Source organism: Ruegeria atlantica (genome assembly GCF_001458195.1).
In the GTDB taxonomy this organism is placed as follows: domain Bacteria; phylum Pseudomonadota; class Alphaproteobacteria; order Rhodobacterales; family Rhodobacteraceae; genus Ruegeria; species Ruegeria atlantica.
This window is the reverse complement of the sequence record NZ_CYPU01000074.1, coordinates 139,265-153,900: the sequence shown is the minus strand read 5'-3', so window position 1 is coordinate 153,900 and position 14,636 is coordinate 139,265. Positions and strand designations below refer to the sequence as shown.

Here is a 14,636-nt window from a genome sequence, read left to right as displayed (position 1 = left end):
TTACCTCAAGGCGCCGGAGGATTTCAACTCGGCCTCTTTCTCTTCGTTGATCCACCAGAGGTCTTCAACACCCAATGCGTAAGGCGGCAGATTTTCCGGGTATTCGTACATGTCCCAGTACGCAACCCAGTGCTTACCCAGATACCAAGTGGGAACCATGATCCGCTTGGCGCGCAGGACGCGGTCCAATGCGCGGACATTTGCAAACAGTTCTTCGCTGTCTTCGGCAGAGGCAATGTTATCGATCAGCGGTTCGATATCCGGGCCATGCACACCCGACGGGTTGAAGACCGAGTAAGAGGCCGCTTCGGTTCCGAACTGCTGATACAACCCTGTCGACGGCTGCAACGACCTCGGGTACCCGCCAACAATCATGTCGAAATCACGGTCCCGGCGGCGCAAGGTGAACTGGGCGTTGTCCACCCGGTTGTAGCTCGCATCAATCCCCATTGCCCGCAAATTGGCGACGAAGGGTTGAATAAGCCTGTCCAGCGTTGGCTGGTCGGACAGAAATGCAATAGACAGCACCTCACCTTTGTCGTTGCGACGAATGCCGTCATCCCCAACAAGCCAGCCAGCTTCGTCCAGCAGTTTCATCGCCTTGCGCAAGTTACCACGGTCATTTTGGCGGGCGGCCCGGGATTCATGCGCCGAAACGGGTTCCTCGGTCAGGATGGCAGGGTCCAGCGCGTCGCCCAGTTCTTGCAACACCTCAAGCTCGCGCCCTTCGGGCAGGCCGGTCGCCTCAAGATGCGTTCCTTCCCAGAACGAACTACGCTGCTGGAATAACCCATATTGCAGGCTTTCATTCGTCCATTCGAAGTTATATGCCAGCTGGATAGCTTCGCGAACGCGGGGGTCCTGAAACTTTGGCCGGTCAAGGTTCATGATGAAGCCCGACGCTGACGGCACATTTCCGTCTGCCAGTTCAGCCCGCACGACAGAACCATTCGCAATTGCCGGGAAATCATAGGCCGTTGCCCAGCTTTTTGAGTTGTTTTCCTGCCGAAGGGTAAATGTGCCCGCCTTGAACCCCTCCATCGCAGCAATGGAATCGGCGAAATACTCAACGCGGATGGTGTCAAAGTTGTTGCGGCCCACATTGACGTTAACGTCGTTGCCCCAATAATCGGGGTTGCGCTTGTAGACGATGCGCCGGTTGATGTCATAATCATCCAGAACATATGGCCCCGAACCGATACCCGGATCCAGCCGCGACTTGTCCAATCGGCGGTTTTCAGGGTCTTCCTCGAACCATTTCTTAGAGAAAATCGACGTGGCCCCAACTTGAGAAATCCGGCCTCGGCGGGGGAAATCTGGCGAGAAGTAGAACTTTACACGATGGGAATCCAACGCCTCCGCCTTGGGGATCCGTTGGCGAATTGCGTCGGCATAAGATTTCAACCCTTGGTCCAGCAGCAGATTATGGGAAAACACCACATCCTCGGCCGTCACCGGTGTGCCGTCGGAAAACCGCGCCTCGGGGCGAATGTTGAAGATCACCCACTCATAACTTTCGGGGTATTCGAGACTTTCGGCGAGTAGGCCATAATAGGCCGCTGGTTCGTCATAGGATGGAACCAGCAGGCTTTCGTAGTGATCTGCCGACCGCGCACCAGCCCGGCCCTGCCTGGTATAGGGATTAAAGCTGTCGAACGTGCCTTGCGCCGCATAGGAGAGTTCTCCACCACGTGGCGCATCCGGGTTCACATAGTCGAAATGCGCAAAACCGTCCGGATACTTCAAATCACCGAATTCCGAGAACCCGTGTGATTTGATGATCTTTTCCTCAGCAAAAAGCTGAGTTGCAGCGGCTGCACAGAGCAATGCCCCCAAAGCTAGAATGTGAACTAAGCGTCCGAAATCCCTTGTTCGCGCTAAAGCGGTAACTCGATTGGATTTCATGTGGTTCATCCCCTGCTCGTTGACGTCTTTAATATTGTTTGCGCCAGCTAAAAGACTAGCACTGCCAGTTTCAAGTTTAGAGTGCGTGAACACTTTGTGAAGATTTACTTAGACAAAAAATAAAGCCGCTGCACGGGGCAGCGGCTTTTGAATGCGTCAAAACTGAGCGAAAGATCAGTTGATGGTCTGCAGATAGGCAATCAGGTCGGCCCGTTCCTGCGGTTTTTTCAGACCCGCAAAGCTCATGGATGTACCTGAGATATAGGCACTGGGGCGGGTCAGGAACGCATCCAGCGCTTCGGGTGTCCAATTGCCGCCATGGGCCTGCATCGAAGCTGAGTAGCCAGTGAAACCTTTGGCTGAAGCAACCGGGCGATCCACGATTGCAAACAGGTAGGGGCCAGTGCCGTTGGCGCCGTCTTCCAGCTTGTGGCAGGCAGTACACTTGCGGAATACCCGCGCGCCCTTGTCGGGGTCTGCGGCGGCCAGCATGTCTTCGAACACCACTTCTTCGCCGTCAGCGCTTTCACCGGAGCTTTCGGTTTCGATAATATACGAGGCCGTCTCACCATGCCCATCCGCATGGTAAAGCACTTCGGCACCCCATTTGGCCAAAAGCAGCACCAGGAAGGTGCCAAACAGGCCTGCTGCGGCCTTGGTAACTGTCATCGTGTCGAACATTGATCGCGAGTCCATTTCAGCTGTCTGCGGGGTGTCTAAGGCTTCCCCTTACAAGAGGCAAGGTATAGACACCGCGACTAAACGCCCAATTATCGAACTTGTTGCACGGAATCGACCAAATGACCAAACGTATTGCATTTCAGGGAGAACCCGGCGCCTACAGCCACGAGGCCTGCCGTAATGCCCGCCCCGATATGGAGGCCCTGCCCTGCCGGACTTTCGAAGATGTGATCGAATCGGTGCGCGCAGGTGAGGCTGAATTGGCAATGCTGCCGGTTGAAAACACCACGTATGGCCGGGTCGCCGATATCCACCGTTTGCTTCCCCACAGCGGGCTGCACATCATCGAAGAAGCCTTCGTGCGCGTTCACATCAACCTTCTTGCCGTTCCAGGGGCCAAAATCGAGGATGTCACCGAGGCACACTCGCACCTGGTTCTGCTACCGCAATGCGCCGGGTTTTTGAAAGAACACAACATCAAGGGACGTGTCAGCCCCGACAACGCGCGCGCGGCCCGCGAGGTCTCGGAACAAGGCGAGGTGCATTCAGCAGCATTGGCCAGCGAGTTGGCCGGCGAAATCTACGGCTTGAACGTTCTTGCCCGGCACATTGAAGACCGCGACAACAACACCACGCGCTTTCTGGTGATGTCACAGCAGGCCGACATGTCACGCCGCGGAGAACATGGCATGATCACCAGTTTTGTTTTTCAGGTGCGCAACATTCCGGCTGCGCTTTACAAGGCGATGGGTGGGTTTGCGACCAACGGCATCAACATGACCAAGCTGGAAAGCTACATGGTCGATGGGTCGTTCACTGCGACCCAGTTTTATGCCGATATCGTGGGCCACCCGGACGACCGGAACGTACAGCTGGCAATGGAAGAACTGGAACACTTCACCACGAATGTCGAGATTTTGGGCGTCTACCCAGCGGCTCAACCGCGCGGCTGAAGCGACCTCGGCTCAAATCACGGAAAAGCTTTTGCACTGGGCACCCTCGTGCTCCCGATAATCCACAAAGCCCATCGACGAATAATAGGCCAATCCTTCGGCGTTTGTGGCCGAAATGGTCGCATCAATGGCCGGTAGGCCACTTTCCCGTGCCGCCAAGAGCGTCGCACGAAACAAGGCACGCCCGACACCGCGCCGTGCGGCAGACGGGCGAATATGCGTTCCAATGACGCCCCACCCGACCGGAGCGCCATATGGGTTGTTTTCGACCGCCCATTTCAACGATTGAAATCCCAGGACCTGCTCCTCCTGAAAAGCAACAGAGCATCTGATCCGGTCGGGATCGGCCACGTAATGCTCGCGGGCAAAATCAACGTCGCAGCGCTTATTACGCTTTCCGGCCGCTGCGATGTCCCACAGTACCTCTGAGATACCTTGGGCATCCGTCAATACCGCTTCACGAACAATAAAGCTATCCATGTCGTTCCCACCAAAGCATTGGGTAATCAGCCACCATGAATGTGGCGTTGTTCCATTTCCCGAGCGAACTCGGTCAGGCGCAACTGAAACTGTCGGCGAAACCGGGATTGCCCAAGCCGGAGCGATTGTAACAGCAGCCGCGCAGGCAGGGATTTGGCCGACAGGGACATGTCAACGCTTAGACGCGTGCGGCGCTGCGACAGGGCCAAAAGCTCCACCGTCGTAACCCCGTTCATCCCCTTGCTTGCCGCTTCGAACCGCATCAGCAAAGGCGGGTCGCTTTCGGCCATCTGCACGGAAATCTGACGTGGCTTTCCGCGCAACCTGAATTCTGTCTCCCAACTGGTGCCCGGAACAACGCCCAATTCGCCCGAAATCCGCCGGACGTCGATCCCGCGCCGCATTGCGATCCGTTCGAATCGGTCGAAGTCGGCCACCATTTCAAACACCGAGTTGATGGGAGCTTCGATATCTTCGCGCACTGTAAACTGCATTGTGGTTCGGGGTTCTCTCGTTTTTCAGAACAGTATTTTGTCAGTCCAATGTATCCGCAAGCCAGTTTTGCAAAAGAAAATGCGCAATCGCTCCCTTGCGGGCTGGCAGCAAAACAGGGTGTTCGCCGGCAAAGGCCTGCATCATCTCGGATTTGGTAACCCACATCGCATCTTCGATTTCGACCGGGTCGATGGTGATGTCGCGCGACAACGCCTCACCCGCGCAGCCGAACATCAACGAGGCCGGAAACGGCCAGGGTTGGCTGGACAGGTAACGGACCTCACCCACGGGCACTCCGGCCTCTTCCATCACTTCCCGACGGACTGCTGCCTCAAGCGTTTCACCCGGTTCAACAAACCCTGCCAATAGCGAATACATCCCTTCTGGCCAGCCCGGTGAACGTCCCATTAGCACTGAATCACCTTGCGTAATCAACATGATGACGACCGGATCGGTACGTGGAAAATGCTGCCCACCACAGGACGGACAACTGCGCTGCCACCCCGCCTGCGCAAGTTCACTGGCTGCGCCACACCGGGCGCAAAACCGATGCGTTTCGTGCCATGCAGTCACCGCCTTGGCCGAGGCCGCCAGTTCGGCGTCACGCGTCGACAAACGGGTCATGATCCGACGCAGTTCGGCAAAGACGTAGCCGTGGGGCAAGTCCGGGTGCTGTTGCTCTGACTTATCGATAAAGCCTCCGACACCGGACACGTCCAACCCATCAGCCGTCCAGTCCGAAATATCAAAGGCAAACACCGGCGCGTCTTCCGACAGCCCCAAGAAAACAGGCTGCTCGACAGAACCTCCTGGCCCGGTTTCGACCAGCTCATGTGACATCGAGATCAGTCCCAACTGATCCAGCGCCTCACCCTGAACCAAAACCTTGCCGCGCCACAAGAGCAGGCATTTTGCATTGGGATGCGCCCGCGCCCCCGCGACCGCATCGGCATCCCCGCGAATATGCGCCGCACGATCCAGCCCCGAGCTACCAAACGTCACATATTCCGCATTTTTCATAAGTTATCCTTAGACTTGTCCGCGCAGGGCTGCCATGTCGGCCAATCAGTTGCAACGGTATTTCACCCCCAGAACCACAGGTCGCTATCGAATGAACAAAGCTAAGCCTTGCAATTCACTGTGATTAATCTTTTTGTTGAAAATGACTAAGACAAAACTGCCAAAAGTAGAAATTTGAAACCTTCCCCTTCTCTGCCTCCGCAGACCGTGCAGATCCGAATACTGGGCACCACGGATCTTCATATGAACTTGAGGAGTTTTGATTACTATTCTGACACCCCTGAACCCACAATTGGCCTGACCCGAACCGCCAGTCTGATCCGCGAAGCCCGAACTGAGGCGCAGGCGGAAGGCTCAACCGTGCTGCTTTTTGACAATGGCGATTCGCTGCAGGGAACTCCCGTTGGGGATATGGCCGCCGAGCAAGCTGACAAGCCGCATGCGCTGATGCAGGCCCTTGGCGCACTAGAGTATGATGCGATCGGGTTAGGCAATCATGATTTCGGGTTCGAAGGGAACATACTGGATCGAATACTTTCACAGGCCCCCTGCCCGGTGGTTTGCAGCAATGTTCATCGCCCGGGCGCCAACGAAGTCTGGCAGGATCAGGCAGTTCTAACCCGCCGGGTTGAGGTCGCGGGGAACCAAGCCTCGCTAACCGTCGGCGTCTTCTCGGTGGTTCCGCCGCAGACCCGGAATTGGGAATCTCATCGGCTGGGTGATGACGTCCGGATAGACGACATCCTGACCTGCGCGCGCACTAAAGTGTCTGAGCTTCGATCCAACGGCTGCGACGTGATCATCGCGCTTGCCCATACGGGGCTGGGCTCCGCTGACCCCGCGCCCAATCTTGAAAACGCGATTATCCCCCTTGCCGCGATTGAGGGCATTGACGCCATCATCGCCGGGCACACACATCCTACCCTGCCGGGGAAATCGCACGCTGAGCTGGAACACGTCGATGCCACTGGCGGAATGGTGCATGGCACACCTGTTGTCATGCCGGGATCCGCCGGATCTCATCTTGGCGTGATTGATCTAACGTTGACTACCACGACAGAAAAGGGCTGGTCGGTCGCGGCGCATCGCGTTGAACTGCGCCCAGTATCAGGTGCTGACCCGGCACCCGAGGACCCGTCATTGGTGGCGCTATTTTCGGATGGGCATTCCGCAACACGAAAACAGGCCGAGGAACCAATTGGGCATACGGATCAGCACCTGCACAGCTATTTCAGCTTTTGCGCCAAGGATCGCGGGCTTGCGATGGTGGCCGCGGCACAGGCTTCGGCTGTGCGCCAGAACCTGAAGGGTACAGCCCATGAAGCGACACCTTTACTGTCCGCCGTGGCACCTTCGAAATTCGGTGGTCGTGCCGGGCCTCGTTTTTACTCGGACATTCCTGCGGGCGTGATGCGCATGCGACACGTGGCAAATCCGGCATACCAGCGCATCTCAGATCTTCGTTTCGACGGCCAAGCGGTGACGGTCGAACAACGCTTTGTTGTTGCGCTGAACAATTTTCGGGCCAGCGGCGGCGGGCATTTTCCGTTCATACGGGACGCCGAAATCATCAACGTTCCGGCTTTGCCGATCCAACACGCGCTAAAGGATTACCTGACCGGTGCAATGCCCGCTGAATCGCTGGAACAGGGCCCCTGCCCATTCCGTTTTGCGCCCATGCCGGGGTCTTCTGTCCTGTTGAAGACCGGCCAACAGGCACAACGTCACCTCGCAGACATCGCAGAGTTCAGCCCAACGCTGGCTGGAAGGGATGCCGAAGGGTTTTTGCGCATTCAACTCTCACTGTGACGGGTTGTCATTTCTGCGTGTCTTCCCTATATCGATTTTCGAGAGGTTGGCGCGGGCGAGCGCCTCGCCAACCTGGTCAGGTCCGGAAGGAAGCAGCCACAACGAGCCCCGCTTGGGTCGATGTCCAACCTCTCACTTACTTGAACCGCTAGCCGCAGGAGGGCTTTTATGATTGTAGCAAAAACCCTTTGGGCAGAGCGTTTCTGAGGCCGACCCTCACACCTGCCTGAACACATTACCGCTGGATGCGCGACCACCATCCAGACGGCTTGCTGTACCTGAACACAGGCAGAACAATGTCTTTTACACTTTCGGACCTGGGATGGTCCTCTCAGTTTGCCGCCCAACATGCGGCCAATCCTACATGCGCTCCCTTTCGCATCACAGCCGTTCACCGTGATCGCCTGATCGGCGCAAACATCAACGGTGAAACACCTCTGCTCACCCTAAACCAGCCGACGGGCGACTTTGCCGTCGGCGACTGGGTATTGGCGGATGATCAAAACCGCGTTCAACAACTGCTGGAACGCCGCAGCCTTTTGAAACGCCGCGCCGCCGGAACTGGGGCCGAGGCCCAGTTGATCGCCGCCAATGTGGATGTGCTGTTCATCGTCAGTTCCTGCAATGCCGACTTCAATCTGGCCCGGCTGGAACGGTATTTGGCTTTGGCACATCAGGCCGGGTGCTATCCGGTCGTTATACTAACCAAGGCCGATACCTGCACCGATCCTGATAAATACTCCAAAGCGGCCGTGTCGCTGTCTCCGTTTTTGACCGTGCTGGCAATCAATGCTTTGGATGCCATGGACGTGCAGCAAGTTCTGTCCTGGTGCCCCAACGGGCAGACCGCTGCACTGGTCGGCTCATCCGGTGTCGGCAAGACAACATTGGTCAACGCCATGACGGGCCTGGATGAGGCAACCTCCGGCATTCGCGAAGACGACGCGCGCGGGCGGCACACGACAACTGCCCGCGCGTTGCATCCGATGCAAAACGGAGGCTGGCTGGTCGATACACCCGGCATGCGGGCTTTGCGGTTGCTGGATGCACAAGATGGCGTCGATGAGGTCTTTTCCGACATTCTGGAATTGGCCCAAACCTGCCGCTTTTCCGATTGTCAGCATCAGGCCGAGCCGGGATGCGCTGTGCAGGATGCGATTTCCACCGGATCCCTTGACACAGAGCGGCTAGAACGTTGGCGAAAACTGCGGCGCGAGGATGAGAGGAACTCGGAAACCGTGGCGCAGTCTCGTGCGCGCGACAAGGCCTTTGGTAAGATGGTACGATCGGTGATGCAGGACAAGAAATCCCGCAAAAAGCTGTAAGTACCGGCTCACGCGATCAACCGGGGCCATATGGCCGCATTTCGGCGCGCAAATGCGCCGATGTGACCGACCTCGGCCAATCCAAAGTCTTTCGGCGACAACTGATGCCGGCGGGCTTTGGGACCGTAAAGATCGGCCAGGCGCCAAACCGCGTTCGGGGGCACCACCTGATCATCGTCCATTGTGAACAGATCGACGGGTGTTTCCGACGCAGCCCAACGGGCGTCTGGAAGGCTTTTGCCGATATCCGGCACGTAGCTCAGTGCAGCGGTGCACCATTTGCGCCATTGCCAGTAGACACGTGCCGGAAGGTCCGAGCCGAACCCAAGTGCCTTGCCCGGCAGGTATCCCAATGCCTTAACCAGCAATGGCGGGTGGGCAAACCAGAACATTGTCGCCAGTGCGCGATACGGCCAGGGGTGGTCGGATACCGTCACCAAACCTGAACAGACACAGATCATCCGGTCGATCTGCTCAATATCGGGCTGAATTGGCCCTAGCATTCCACCCACCGAATGACCAATGCTCCACTGCTGGGCGGCGGGAAATCTGCGCCGCATTTCAGCGCGAGCAGCGGGCATGTCGATCAACGCCCAGTCAGCCATCGTGGCCTGCGAATCGCGCAGGCGCCCGCGTACAGAGTGGCCAAAATCGCGATAGTCATAGGTCAGACAGGCCATACCCTGTTCTTTCACCAACCACCGCGCAAAATGCAGGTAATAGTCGCGCGGTACGCCTGTGGCTGCATGGACTACAACCGCCACATCAGGTGCCGAGGCAGGCATATACAGCCGTGCCGACAGTTCGGCCTCTCCGGCAGAAAACGTAAAATCTTCGGTCAAAACGACCGGAGTGTTGTCCAACATGGTGCCCTCGCAAGCATCTGAACTATTCGGTTCACATATGGCATATCGGCGCTTTTGCGCGACTAGAGTCAACAGATTTTCAAAGTGACCAAGCGTCCACTTGAACGATGGAAAACAGCCTGCTTGACTCAAGCCACCTACAACCGCTAGCGATGAGGTGATGGTTCTCGTCCTTATATTGGGGCGGGATGAAAAGGGAACTCGGTGCGGTCCAGCCCGGCAATGCCGGAACGGACCAAGGCCGCGACTGCCCCCGCAACTGTAAGCGGTAAGCAATGCCGAAATACCACTGGCCGAAAGGCTGGGAAGGTCGGCAAAGCAATGACCCGCAAGTCAGGAGACCTACCATCAAAGTAAAAACCGAAACTCGGGCGGGGTGTCCGGGCAGGTCTTCAGTACGCTGAGTTCCCTGTTCCACGTCCCCCGCTCACCGCGCGGAGGGCGCATTATGATCTGGAAGACAACGACCCACGAGTTCACCGCCACCCTGTGTCAGAAAACAGGGAAAAACTGCCCCGCATTGGCACAAATGGCTCGGGCCTTGGCCGAGGCGATGGCAACAGCACAACCGATGACGACCAGCGAATTTGAGGTGGACGGCTCCAGCGAACTGACCCATTGCGATGAGGGTTGCACCGCACGATTTCGCGCCAGCCCGGCCCGGATCAGGGTCTATTGCGGGGCAAACACGGGCGACTCAGCCGACACGTTGGACGAATACGCCGATATGATGTTCGGCCCTGACTTTTCCACTCTGCCTGCTGGTGTCTTGGTGGTCTTGCCTTGCGCCATGCTTCAGGCATCGGCCCTTGCACCGCGCCCATCGCATCAGGTTGTTCAACAAGCCACGGCCTGATCCTAGTTCATCGATCGCTCTGGGCCGGTTTAATGGCCCAAGCCATCTGCTCATCCGTTTCCACCGCGCATGGTCGGGCCAAGCGCAGCCGGTTTAGCGCGTGGTTTGGATCTTCACCGCTTTCCACCATGAGCCTCAGCGCGACCATCCCCGACCGCCCACAACCGCCCCGGCAATGCACCAGCACGCGTCCACCGTCGGACAGCACCTGCCGGGCGGCTGCGCTGACTTGGGGCCAAAGAGTTTCGATTGGCAGGGGCGGCGTGCCAAAATCCTCGACCGGAAGATGCACCCAGGTCGCGGGTCTGCTTTGAACGTCTCGACCAAAACCGCCTGCACCGACCTGCTGCATCTCGGCCTCGGTGGTCATTGAAATCACCAGATCGGGGTTCCAGTCCTGTATCACCCTCAAATCGTCCACATACCCACCGCCGCCGCCAGGCAAGGGGGACAGCGCCAAGGTGCCTGAGCCAACAGGCAGCGCGTAGATTACAAATTTTGCCAAAACTCATGCTCCTACTGCCACCGGCCCACCCGATTTTGAAAGCTGGTTTATCCCGCTTGCAAACGCTGTCCAAACCGAAATTCCACAAAGCCTGCTGTGGACGTGGGCGGCCCGGGTCTCTACGCTGCATTTCTGACACGAATCTGACAGAGCAGACATGACCGAAACGCCCAGCCCCGCCTATCAGGTTCTTGCCCGCAAGTACCGCCCCGAAACCTTTGCAGATCTGGTTGGACAGGACGCAATGGTGCGTACGCTGAAAAACGCGTTCGAAGCGGATCGGATCGCGCAGGCCTTTATCATGACCGGTATTCGCGGCACCGGCAAAACCACCACTGCCCGGATTATCGCCAAAGGTATGAACTGCATCGGTCCCGATGGTGAAGGCAAACCAACGACCGAACCTTGTGGCCAGTGCGAGCATTGCATCGCCATCATGGAAGGACGCCATGTCGACGTGATGGAGATGGACGCCGCCAGCCGAACCGGCGTGAACGACATCCGCGAGATCATCGACAGTGTCCGCTACCGCGCCGCCAGCGCGCGCTACAAGATCTATATCATCGACGAAGTTCACATGCTGTCGACCAGCGCCTTCAATGCGCTGCTCAAAACGCTCGAGGAACCGCCCGAGCACGTAAAGTTCATCTTTGCGACGACCGAAATTCGCAAAGTTCCGGTGACTGTGCTGTCCCGCTGCCAGCGGTTCGACCTGCGCCGGATCGAACCCGAAGACATGATCGGTTTGCTCAACAAAATCGCCGCAGCGGAAAACGCACAGATCACAGAAGACGCGCTCGCTTTGATCACACGCGCGGCCGAAGGCTCTGCGCGCGATGCGACCTCGCTGTTGGATCAGGCGATCTCACATGGTGCAGGGGAAACAAGCGCCGACCAGGTCCGGGCAATGCTGGGCCTTGCAGATCGCGGGCGCGTTCTGGATCTGATGGACATGATTCTGCGTGGCGATGCGGCTGGGGCATTGACTGAGTTGAGCGGCCAGTATGCCGAAGGGGCCGATCCCCTGGCTGTTCTGCGCGATCTAGCCGAGATCACCCATTGGGTGTCCGTGGTCAAAATCACGCCCGATGCCGCCGATGACCCCACCGTCTCACCGGATGAACGCGCACGGGGTCAACAGATGGCCGAGGCGCTGCCGATGCGGGTGTTGACGCGGATGTGGCAGATGTTGCTGAAAGCGCTGGAGGAGGTCTCTGCAGCACCCAACGCGATGATGGCCGCCGAAATGGCAATCATCCGTCTGACCCATGTGGCCGATTTGCCGAGCCCCGAAGAACTTATCAAACGACTACAGGATGCGCCTCCACCCCCACCAAGCGGGGGACCTGGCGGCGGTGTGGCCGTGCCAACTCACGCGCCTGCACAGGCGACATCATCTGCGCATCTCTCGGCCCAGCGTGGACCGGCAGGGGCACCCACCGCAGCGCTTGCCCAGGACATCCAGACCGCGCTGGCACGCTATCCAACCTTCGAATACGTGGTCGAACTGATCCGCACCAACCGGGACGTAAAACTGTTGGTTGAGGTCGAAAACGGCGTGCGTCTCGTCTCGTATTCCCCGGGACGGATCGAGTTCACGCCCACAGACAAAGCGCCGACCGATCTGGCGCAAAGGCTTGGTTCGGCCTTGCAACGCTGGACCGGAAACCGATGGGCCGTCTCAATCGTGGCCGACGGGGACGCAGCAACAATCGCCGAGGTTCGAGACGCGGCTGATCTGGCATTGAAAGCGCAGGCCGAACAACACCCACTGGTTCAAGCCGTTCTGATGCAGTTTCCAAAAGCGCGCATCAAGCGGATCGAAACCCCGGAAGAGCGCGCCGCCAAGGTCGAAACCGAAGCCCTGCCGGAGGTCGAAGACGAATGGGATCCGTTCGAGGAGGATTGATCCGAGCGACCAAAGCAGAAACACTCCCGCGCTGCCGGGCCCAACGGGAGGAAAGGTCTTGCCAAAGACCTTGACGACGGGCGGGAGAAGCTCTCCCCTTGTACCCTACCGGCAGCATCCGTATTTAGGCGGCAAACCGATTTGCAGGAGAAAAGAAATGCTCAAAGGACTCGGCGGTCTGGGCGATATGGCCAAGATGATGAAATCCGCACAGGATTTGCAGACCAAAATGACGGACATGCAGGAAGAGCTGAACAACCTGATGGTTGTAGGCGAATCCGGTGCAGGGCTGGTGAAGGCCACCGCCACAGCAAAAGGCGAGCTGAAGGGTCTGGACATCGATCCGTCGATTTTCAATGGCGACGATAAGGAAGTTGTCGAAGATCTGATTCTGGCCGCTATCAAGGACGCGCAAACCAAAGCGACCGAGCGCTCTCAGGCAGAGATGGCGAGGCTGACCGAAAGCATGGGTCTGCCCGCAGACATCAAGCTGCCGTTCTGATAGACACTCCTGACGACCCAAAGGCCGGGCACAACTGCCCGGCCCTTTTGCAGGAGCGCACGCGTTGAGTTCGAACAGCGATATCGACAATCTGATCGACCTGATGGCCAAACTGCCGGGCCTCGGCCCCCGTTCGGCTCGCCGCGCGGTGCTGCACCTGATCCGAAAACGCACCCTGCTGCTGACGCCCCTGTCGGACGTAATGCAGCAGGTGGCCGCCACCGCCCGCGAATGCCTGAATTGCGGCAACGTGGGCACCACCGATATCTGCGACATCTGCGATAGCGAGGATCGCGCGACCGGAGAGTTGTGCGTGGTCGAAGACGTCGCCGACCTCTGGGCGATGGAACGCGCTGCAGTTTTCAAGGGTCGCTATCACGTTCTGGGCGGCACGCTGTCTGCCTTGGACGGCGTCGGCCCGGACGAGCTGCGCATTCCCCGGCTCAAGGATCGCGTAATGGCCGAAGGGATTTCTGAGGTCATTCTGGCCCTGAACGCGACCGTCGACGGCCAGACCACAGCCCATTACATCGCGGATCAGTTGGAGGGGCAGGTGCGCCTGACTTCACTGGCGCAGGGCGTGCCAATTGGCGGCGAGCTGGATTATCTGGATGACGGGACGATTACGGCGGCGCTCAGGGCGCGGAAGGAAATTTGACGAGATCATTGATACTTTTTCTATTTAATACTAAATGGTTACTCTGGAAAACTGTTAACGATCAGCTTCAATCGCACACTCATCCAACCATTCGTATGGCAGAACATTGATTGCAATGTTTTTAGATAGCTCACCGTAGGCCATGTAACTATAGCTCCAAGTATAGGGCACGCAGTCCTTCAATGCGGCGCCATGCAAAAAAAACTGGAAATCAGCGGGAGCATTTCTGAGGCTGGCAAAAAAGGAGTTTCTGAATTCGCGATCTGCTTGAAACGCAGCACTTTCCTTTAAACGCAGATAGCTTGCATAAGCTGCGATCAATCCAGTGGATAAACACATTGAAAAAAAGACAAACAAACCGAATGTAGTTTGTTTGTCAAAACCAATTCGCCCCATTCCTTTAGCAATAATGAGGCTCAGTCCGATGCCTACGAGCAAAAGAGCAGGCCAATAAGGAGCGCCCAGTCGGTCAATCCAAAAAGTGAGAAAGAAAATTGGACGAAACACGTTTCCGGTCAACAACCAGGCCATTGCGATGTAAGTAGATAGGCCGATCAGAATAATTTGCGAATTCTTTATAGTATGAGGGCCTTGCATGTATTTTGTCTATTTTCTTACGCCTGATTGGTTTAAGATTTTCACATCGATATCAACGTCAAAATCCACCTTTGG

Annotated in this window: 15 protein-coding genes, 1 other RNA gene and 1 riboswitch; of the genes, 8 read left to right on the top strand and 8 right to left on the bottom strand. The window is 57.3% G+C overall.

Translation table 11 applies throughout. The annotated features are described in order from the left end of the window. On the bottom strand, positions 1-1,905 hold the full coding sequence (locus RUA4292_RS23520; RefSeq protein ID WP_058279844.1) for an extracellular solute-binding protein: 1,905 nt from the start codon (positions 1,903-1,905) through the stop codon (positions 1-3). Between the two features lie 174 nt (positions 1,906-2,079). Next, entirely contained in the window at positions 2,080-2,586 is a 507-nt protein-coding gene (locus RUA4292_RS23515; RefSeq protein WP_058272647.1) for a c-type cytochrome, read from the bottom strand. Between the two features lie 119 nt (positions 2,587-2,705). On the opposite strand from RUA4292_RS23515, the gene RUA4292_RS23510 reads away from it, so the two are divergent. Next, complete coding sequence (locus RUA4292_RS23510; protein ID WP_058279807.1) at positions 2,706-3,539, top strand: prephenate dehydratase; 834 nt, start codon at positions 2,706-2,708, stop codon at positions 3,537-3,539. A 12-nt stretch (positions 3,540-3,551) separates the two neighbouring features. Here RUA4292_RS23510 and RUA4292_RS23505 read toward each other — a convergent pair whose 3' ends face one another. From RUA4292_RS23505 to nudC, 3 genes are read right to left on the bottom strand one after another with little or no spacing between them, the layout of a single operon-like run. After that, a complete protein-coding gene (locus RUA4292_RS23505) occupies positions 3,552-4,019 on the bottom strand; it encodes a GNAT family N-acetyltransferase (RefSeq protein ID WP_058279806.1) in 468 nt (155 codons plus the stop codon). Positions 4,020-4,045: 26 nt separating this feature from the next. Beyond that, positions 4,046-4,513, bottom strand: a complete 468-nt coding sequence (locus tag RUA4292_RS23500; RefSeq protein ID WP_058279805.1) for an SRPBCC family protein — start codon at positions 4,511-4,513, stop codon at positions 4,046-4,048. Between the two features lie 40 nt (positions 4,514-4,553). Next, positions 4,554-5,534 carry an NAD(+) diphosphatase gene (gene nudC / locus RUA4292_RS23495; RefSeq protein WP_058279804.1) on the bottom strand — a complete coding sequence of 327 codons (981 nt, stop codon included), beginning with the start codon at positions 5,532-5,534 and terminating at the stop codon, positions 4,554-4,556. Between the two features lie 207 nt (positions 5,535-5,741). Here nudC and RUA4292_RS23490 point away from each other — a divergent pair, with 207 nt between their 5' ends. From RUA4292_RS23490 to rsgA, 3 genes are all read left to right on the top strand, one after another. Then, the gene (locus tag RUA4292_RS23490; protein ID WP_058279803.1) at positions 5,742-7,343 is read left to right on the top strand and encodes a metallophosphoesterase; all 1,602 of its coding nucleotides are present in this window, start codon (positions 5,742-5,744) and stop codon (positions 7,341-7,343) included. A gap of 39 nt (positions 7,344-7,382) precedes the next feature. Further along, an RNA gene (gene ffs, locus RUA4292_RS24285) (signal recognition particle sRNA small type) lies at positions 7,383-7,481 on the top strand. Positions 7,482-7,639: 158 nt separating this feature from the next. After that, the gene (gene rsgA, locus RUA4292_RS23485; protein ID WP_058279843.1) at positions 7,640-8,668 is read left to right on the top strand and encodes a ribosome small subunit-dependent GTPase A; all 1,029 of its coding nucleotides are present in this window, start codon (positions 7,640-7,642) and stop codon (positions 8,666-8,668) included. Positions 8,669-8,676: 8 nt separating this feature from the next. Here the strand turns inward: rsgA and RUA4292_RS23480 are convergent, their stop codons facing one another. Continuing rightward, positions 8,677-9,534 (bottom strand): alpha/beta hydrolase family protein, encoded by an 858-nt coding sequence (locus tag RUA4292_RS23480; RefSeq protein ID WP_058279802.1) that lies wholly within the window; start codon positions 9,532-9,534, stop codon positions 8,677-8,679. Positions 9,535-9,678: 144 nt separating this feature from the next. Further along, positions 9,679-9,898, top strand: a riboswitch (cobalamin riboswitch). 84 nt (positions 9,899-9,982) lie between these two features. Here RUA4292_RS23480 and RUA4292_RS23475 point away from each other — a divergent pair. Then, positions 9,983-10,390, top strand: coding sequence for a hypothetical protein (locus RUA4292_RS23475; protein WP_058279801.1), 408 nt, complete (start codon positions 9,983-9,985; stop codon positions 10,388-10,390). A 7-nt stretch (positions 10,391-10,397) separates the two neighbouring features. On the opposite strand, the gene RUA4292_RS23470 is transcribed toward RUA4292_RS23475, so the two are convergent. Beyond that, a complete protein-coding gene (locus RUA4292_RS23470; protein WP_058279800.1) occupies positions 10,398-10,895 on the bottom strand; it encodes a protein-tyrosine phosphatase family protein in 498 nt (165 codons plus the stop codon). Between the two features lie 157 nt (positions 10,896-11,052). Here RUA4292_RS23470 and RUA4292_RS23465 point away from each other — a divergent pair, with 157 nt between their 5' ends. The 3 genes from RUA4292_RS23465 (at position 11,053) to recR (ending at position 13,964) form a co-directional block, all read left to right on the top strand. Then, positions 11,053-12,804: a DNA polymerase III subunit gamma/tau gene (locus RUA4292_RS23465; protein ID WP_058279799.1), complete on the top strand. Its 1,752-nt coding sequence runs from the start codon at positions 11,053-11,055 to the stop codon at positions 12,802-12,804. A gap of 157 nt (positions 12,805-12,961) precedes the next feature. Continuing rightward, positions 12,962-13,306 carry a YbaB/EbfC family nucleoid-associated protein gene (locus tag RUA4292_RS23460; protein WP_058279798.1) on the top strand — a complete coding sequence of 115 codons (345 nt, stop codon included), beginning with the start codon at positions 12,962-12,964 and terminating at the stop codon, positions 13,304-13,306. A gap of 64 nt (positions 13,307-13,370) precedes the next feature. Continuing rightward, entirely contained in the window at positions 13,371-13,964 is a 594-nt protein-coding gene (gene recR, locus RUA4292_RS23455; RefSeq protein WP_058279797.1) for a recombination mediator RecR, read from the top strand. Positions 13,965-14,018: 54 nt separating this feature from the next. Here recR and RUA4292_RS23450 read toward each other — a convergent pair whose 3' ends face one another. After that, the gene (locus RUA4292_RS23450) at positions 14,019-14,561 is read right to left on the bottom strand and encodes a hypothetical protein (RefSeq protein ID WP_145975050.1); all 543 of its coding nucleotides are present in this window, start codon (positions 14,559-14,561) and stop codon (positions 14,019-14,021) included. Positions 14,562-14,636 lie beyond the last annotated feature (75 nt).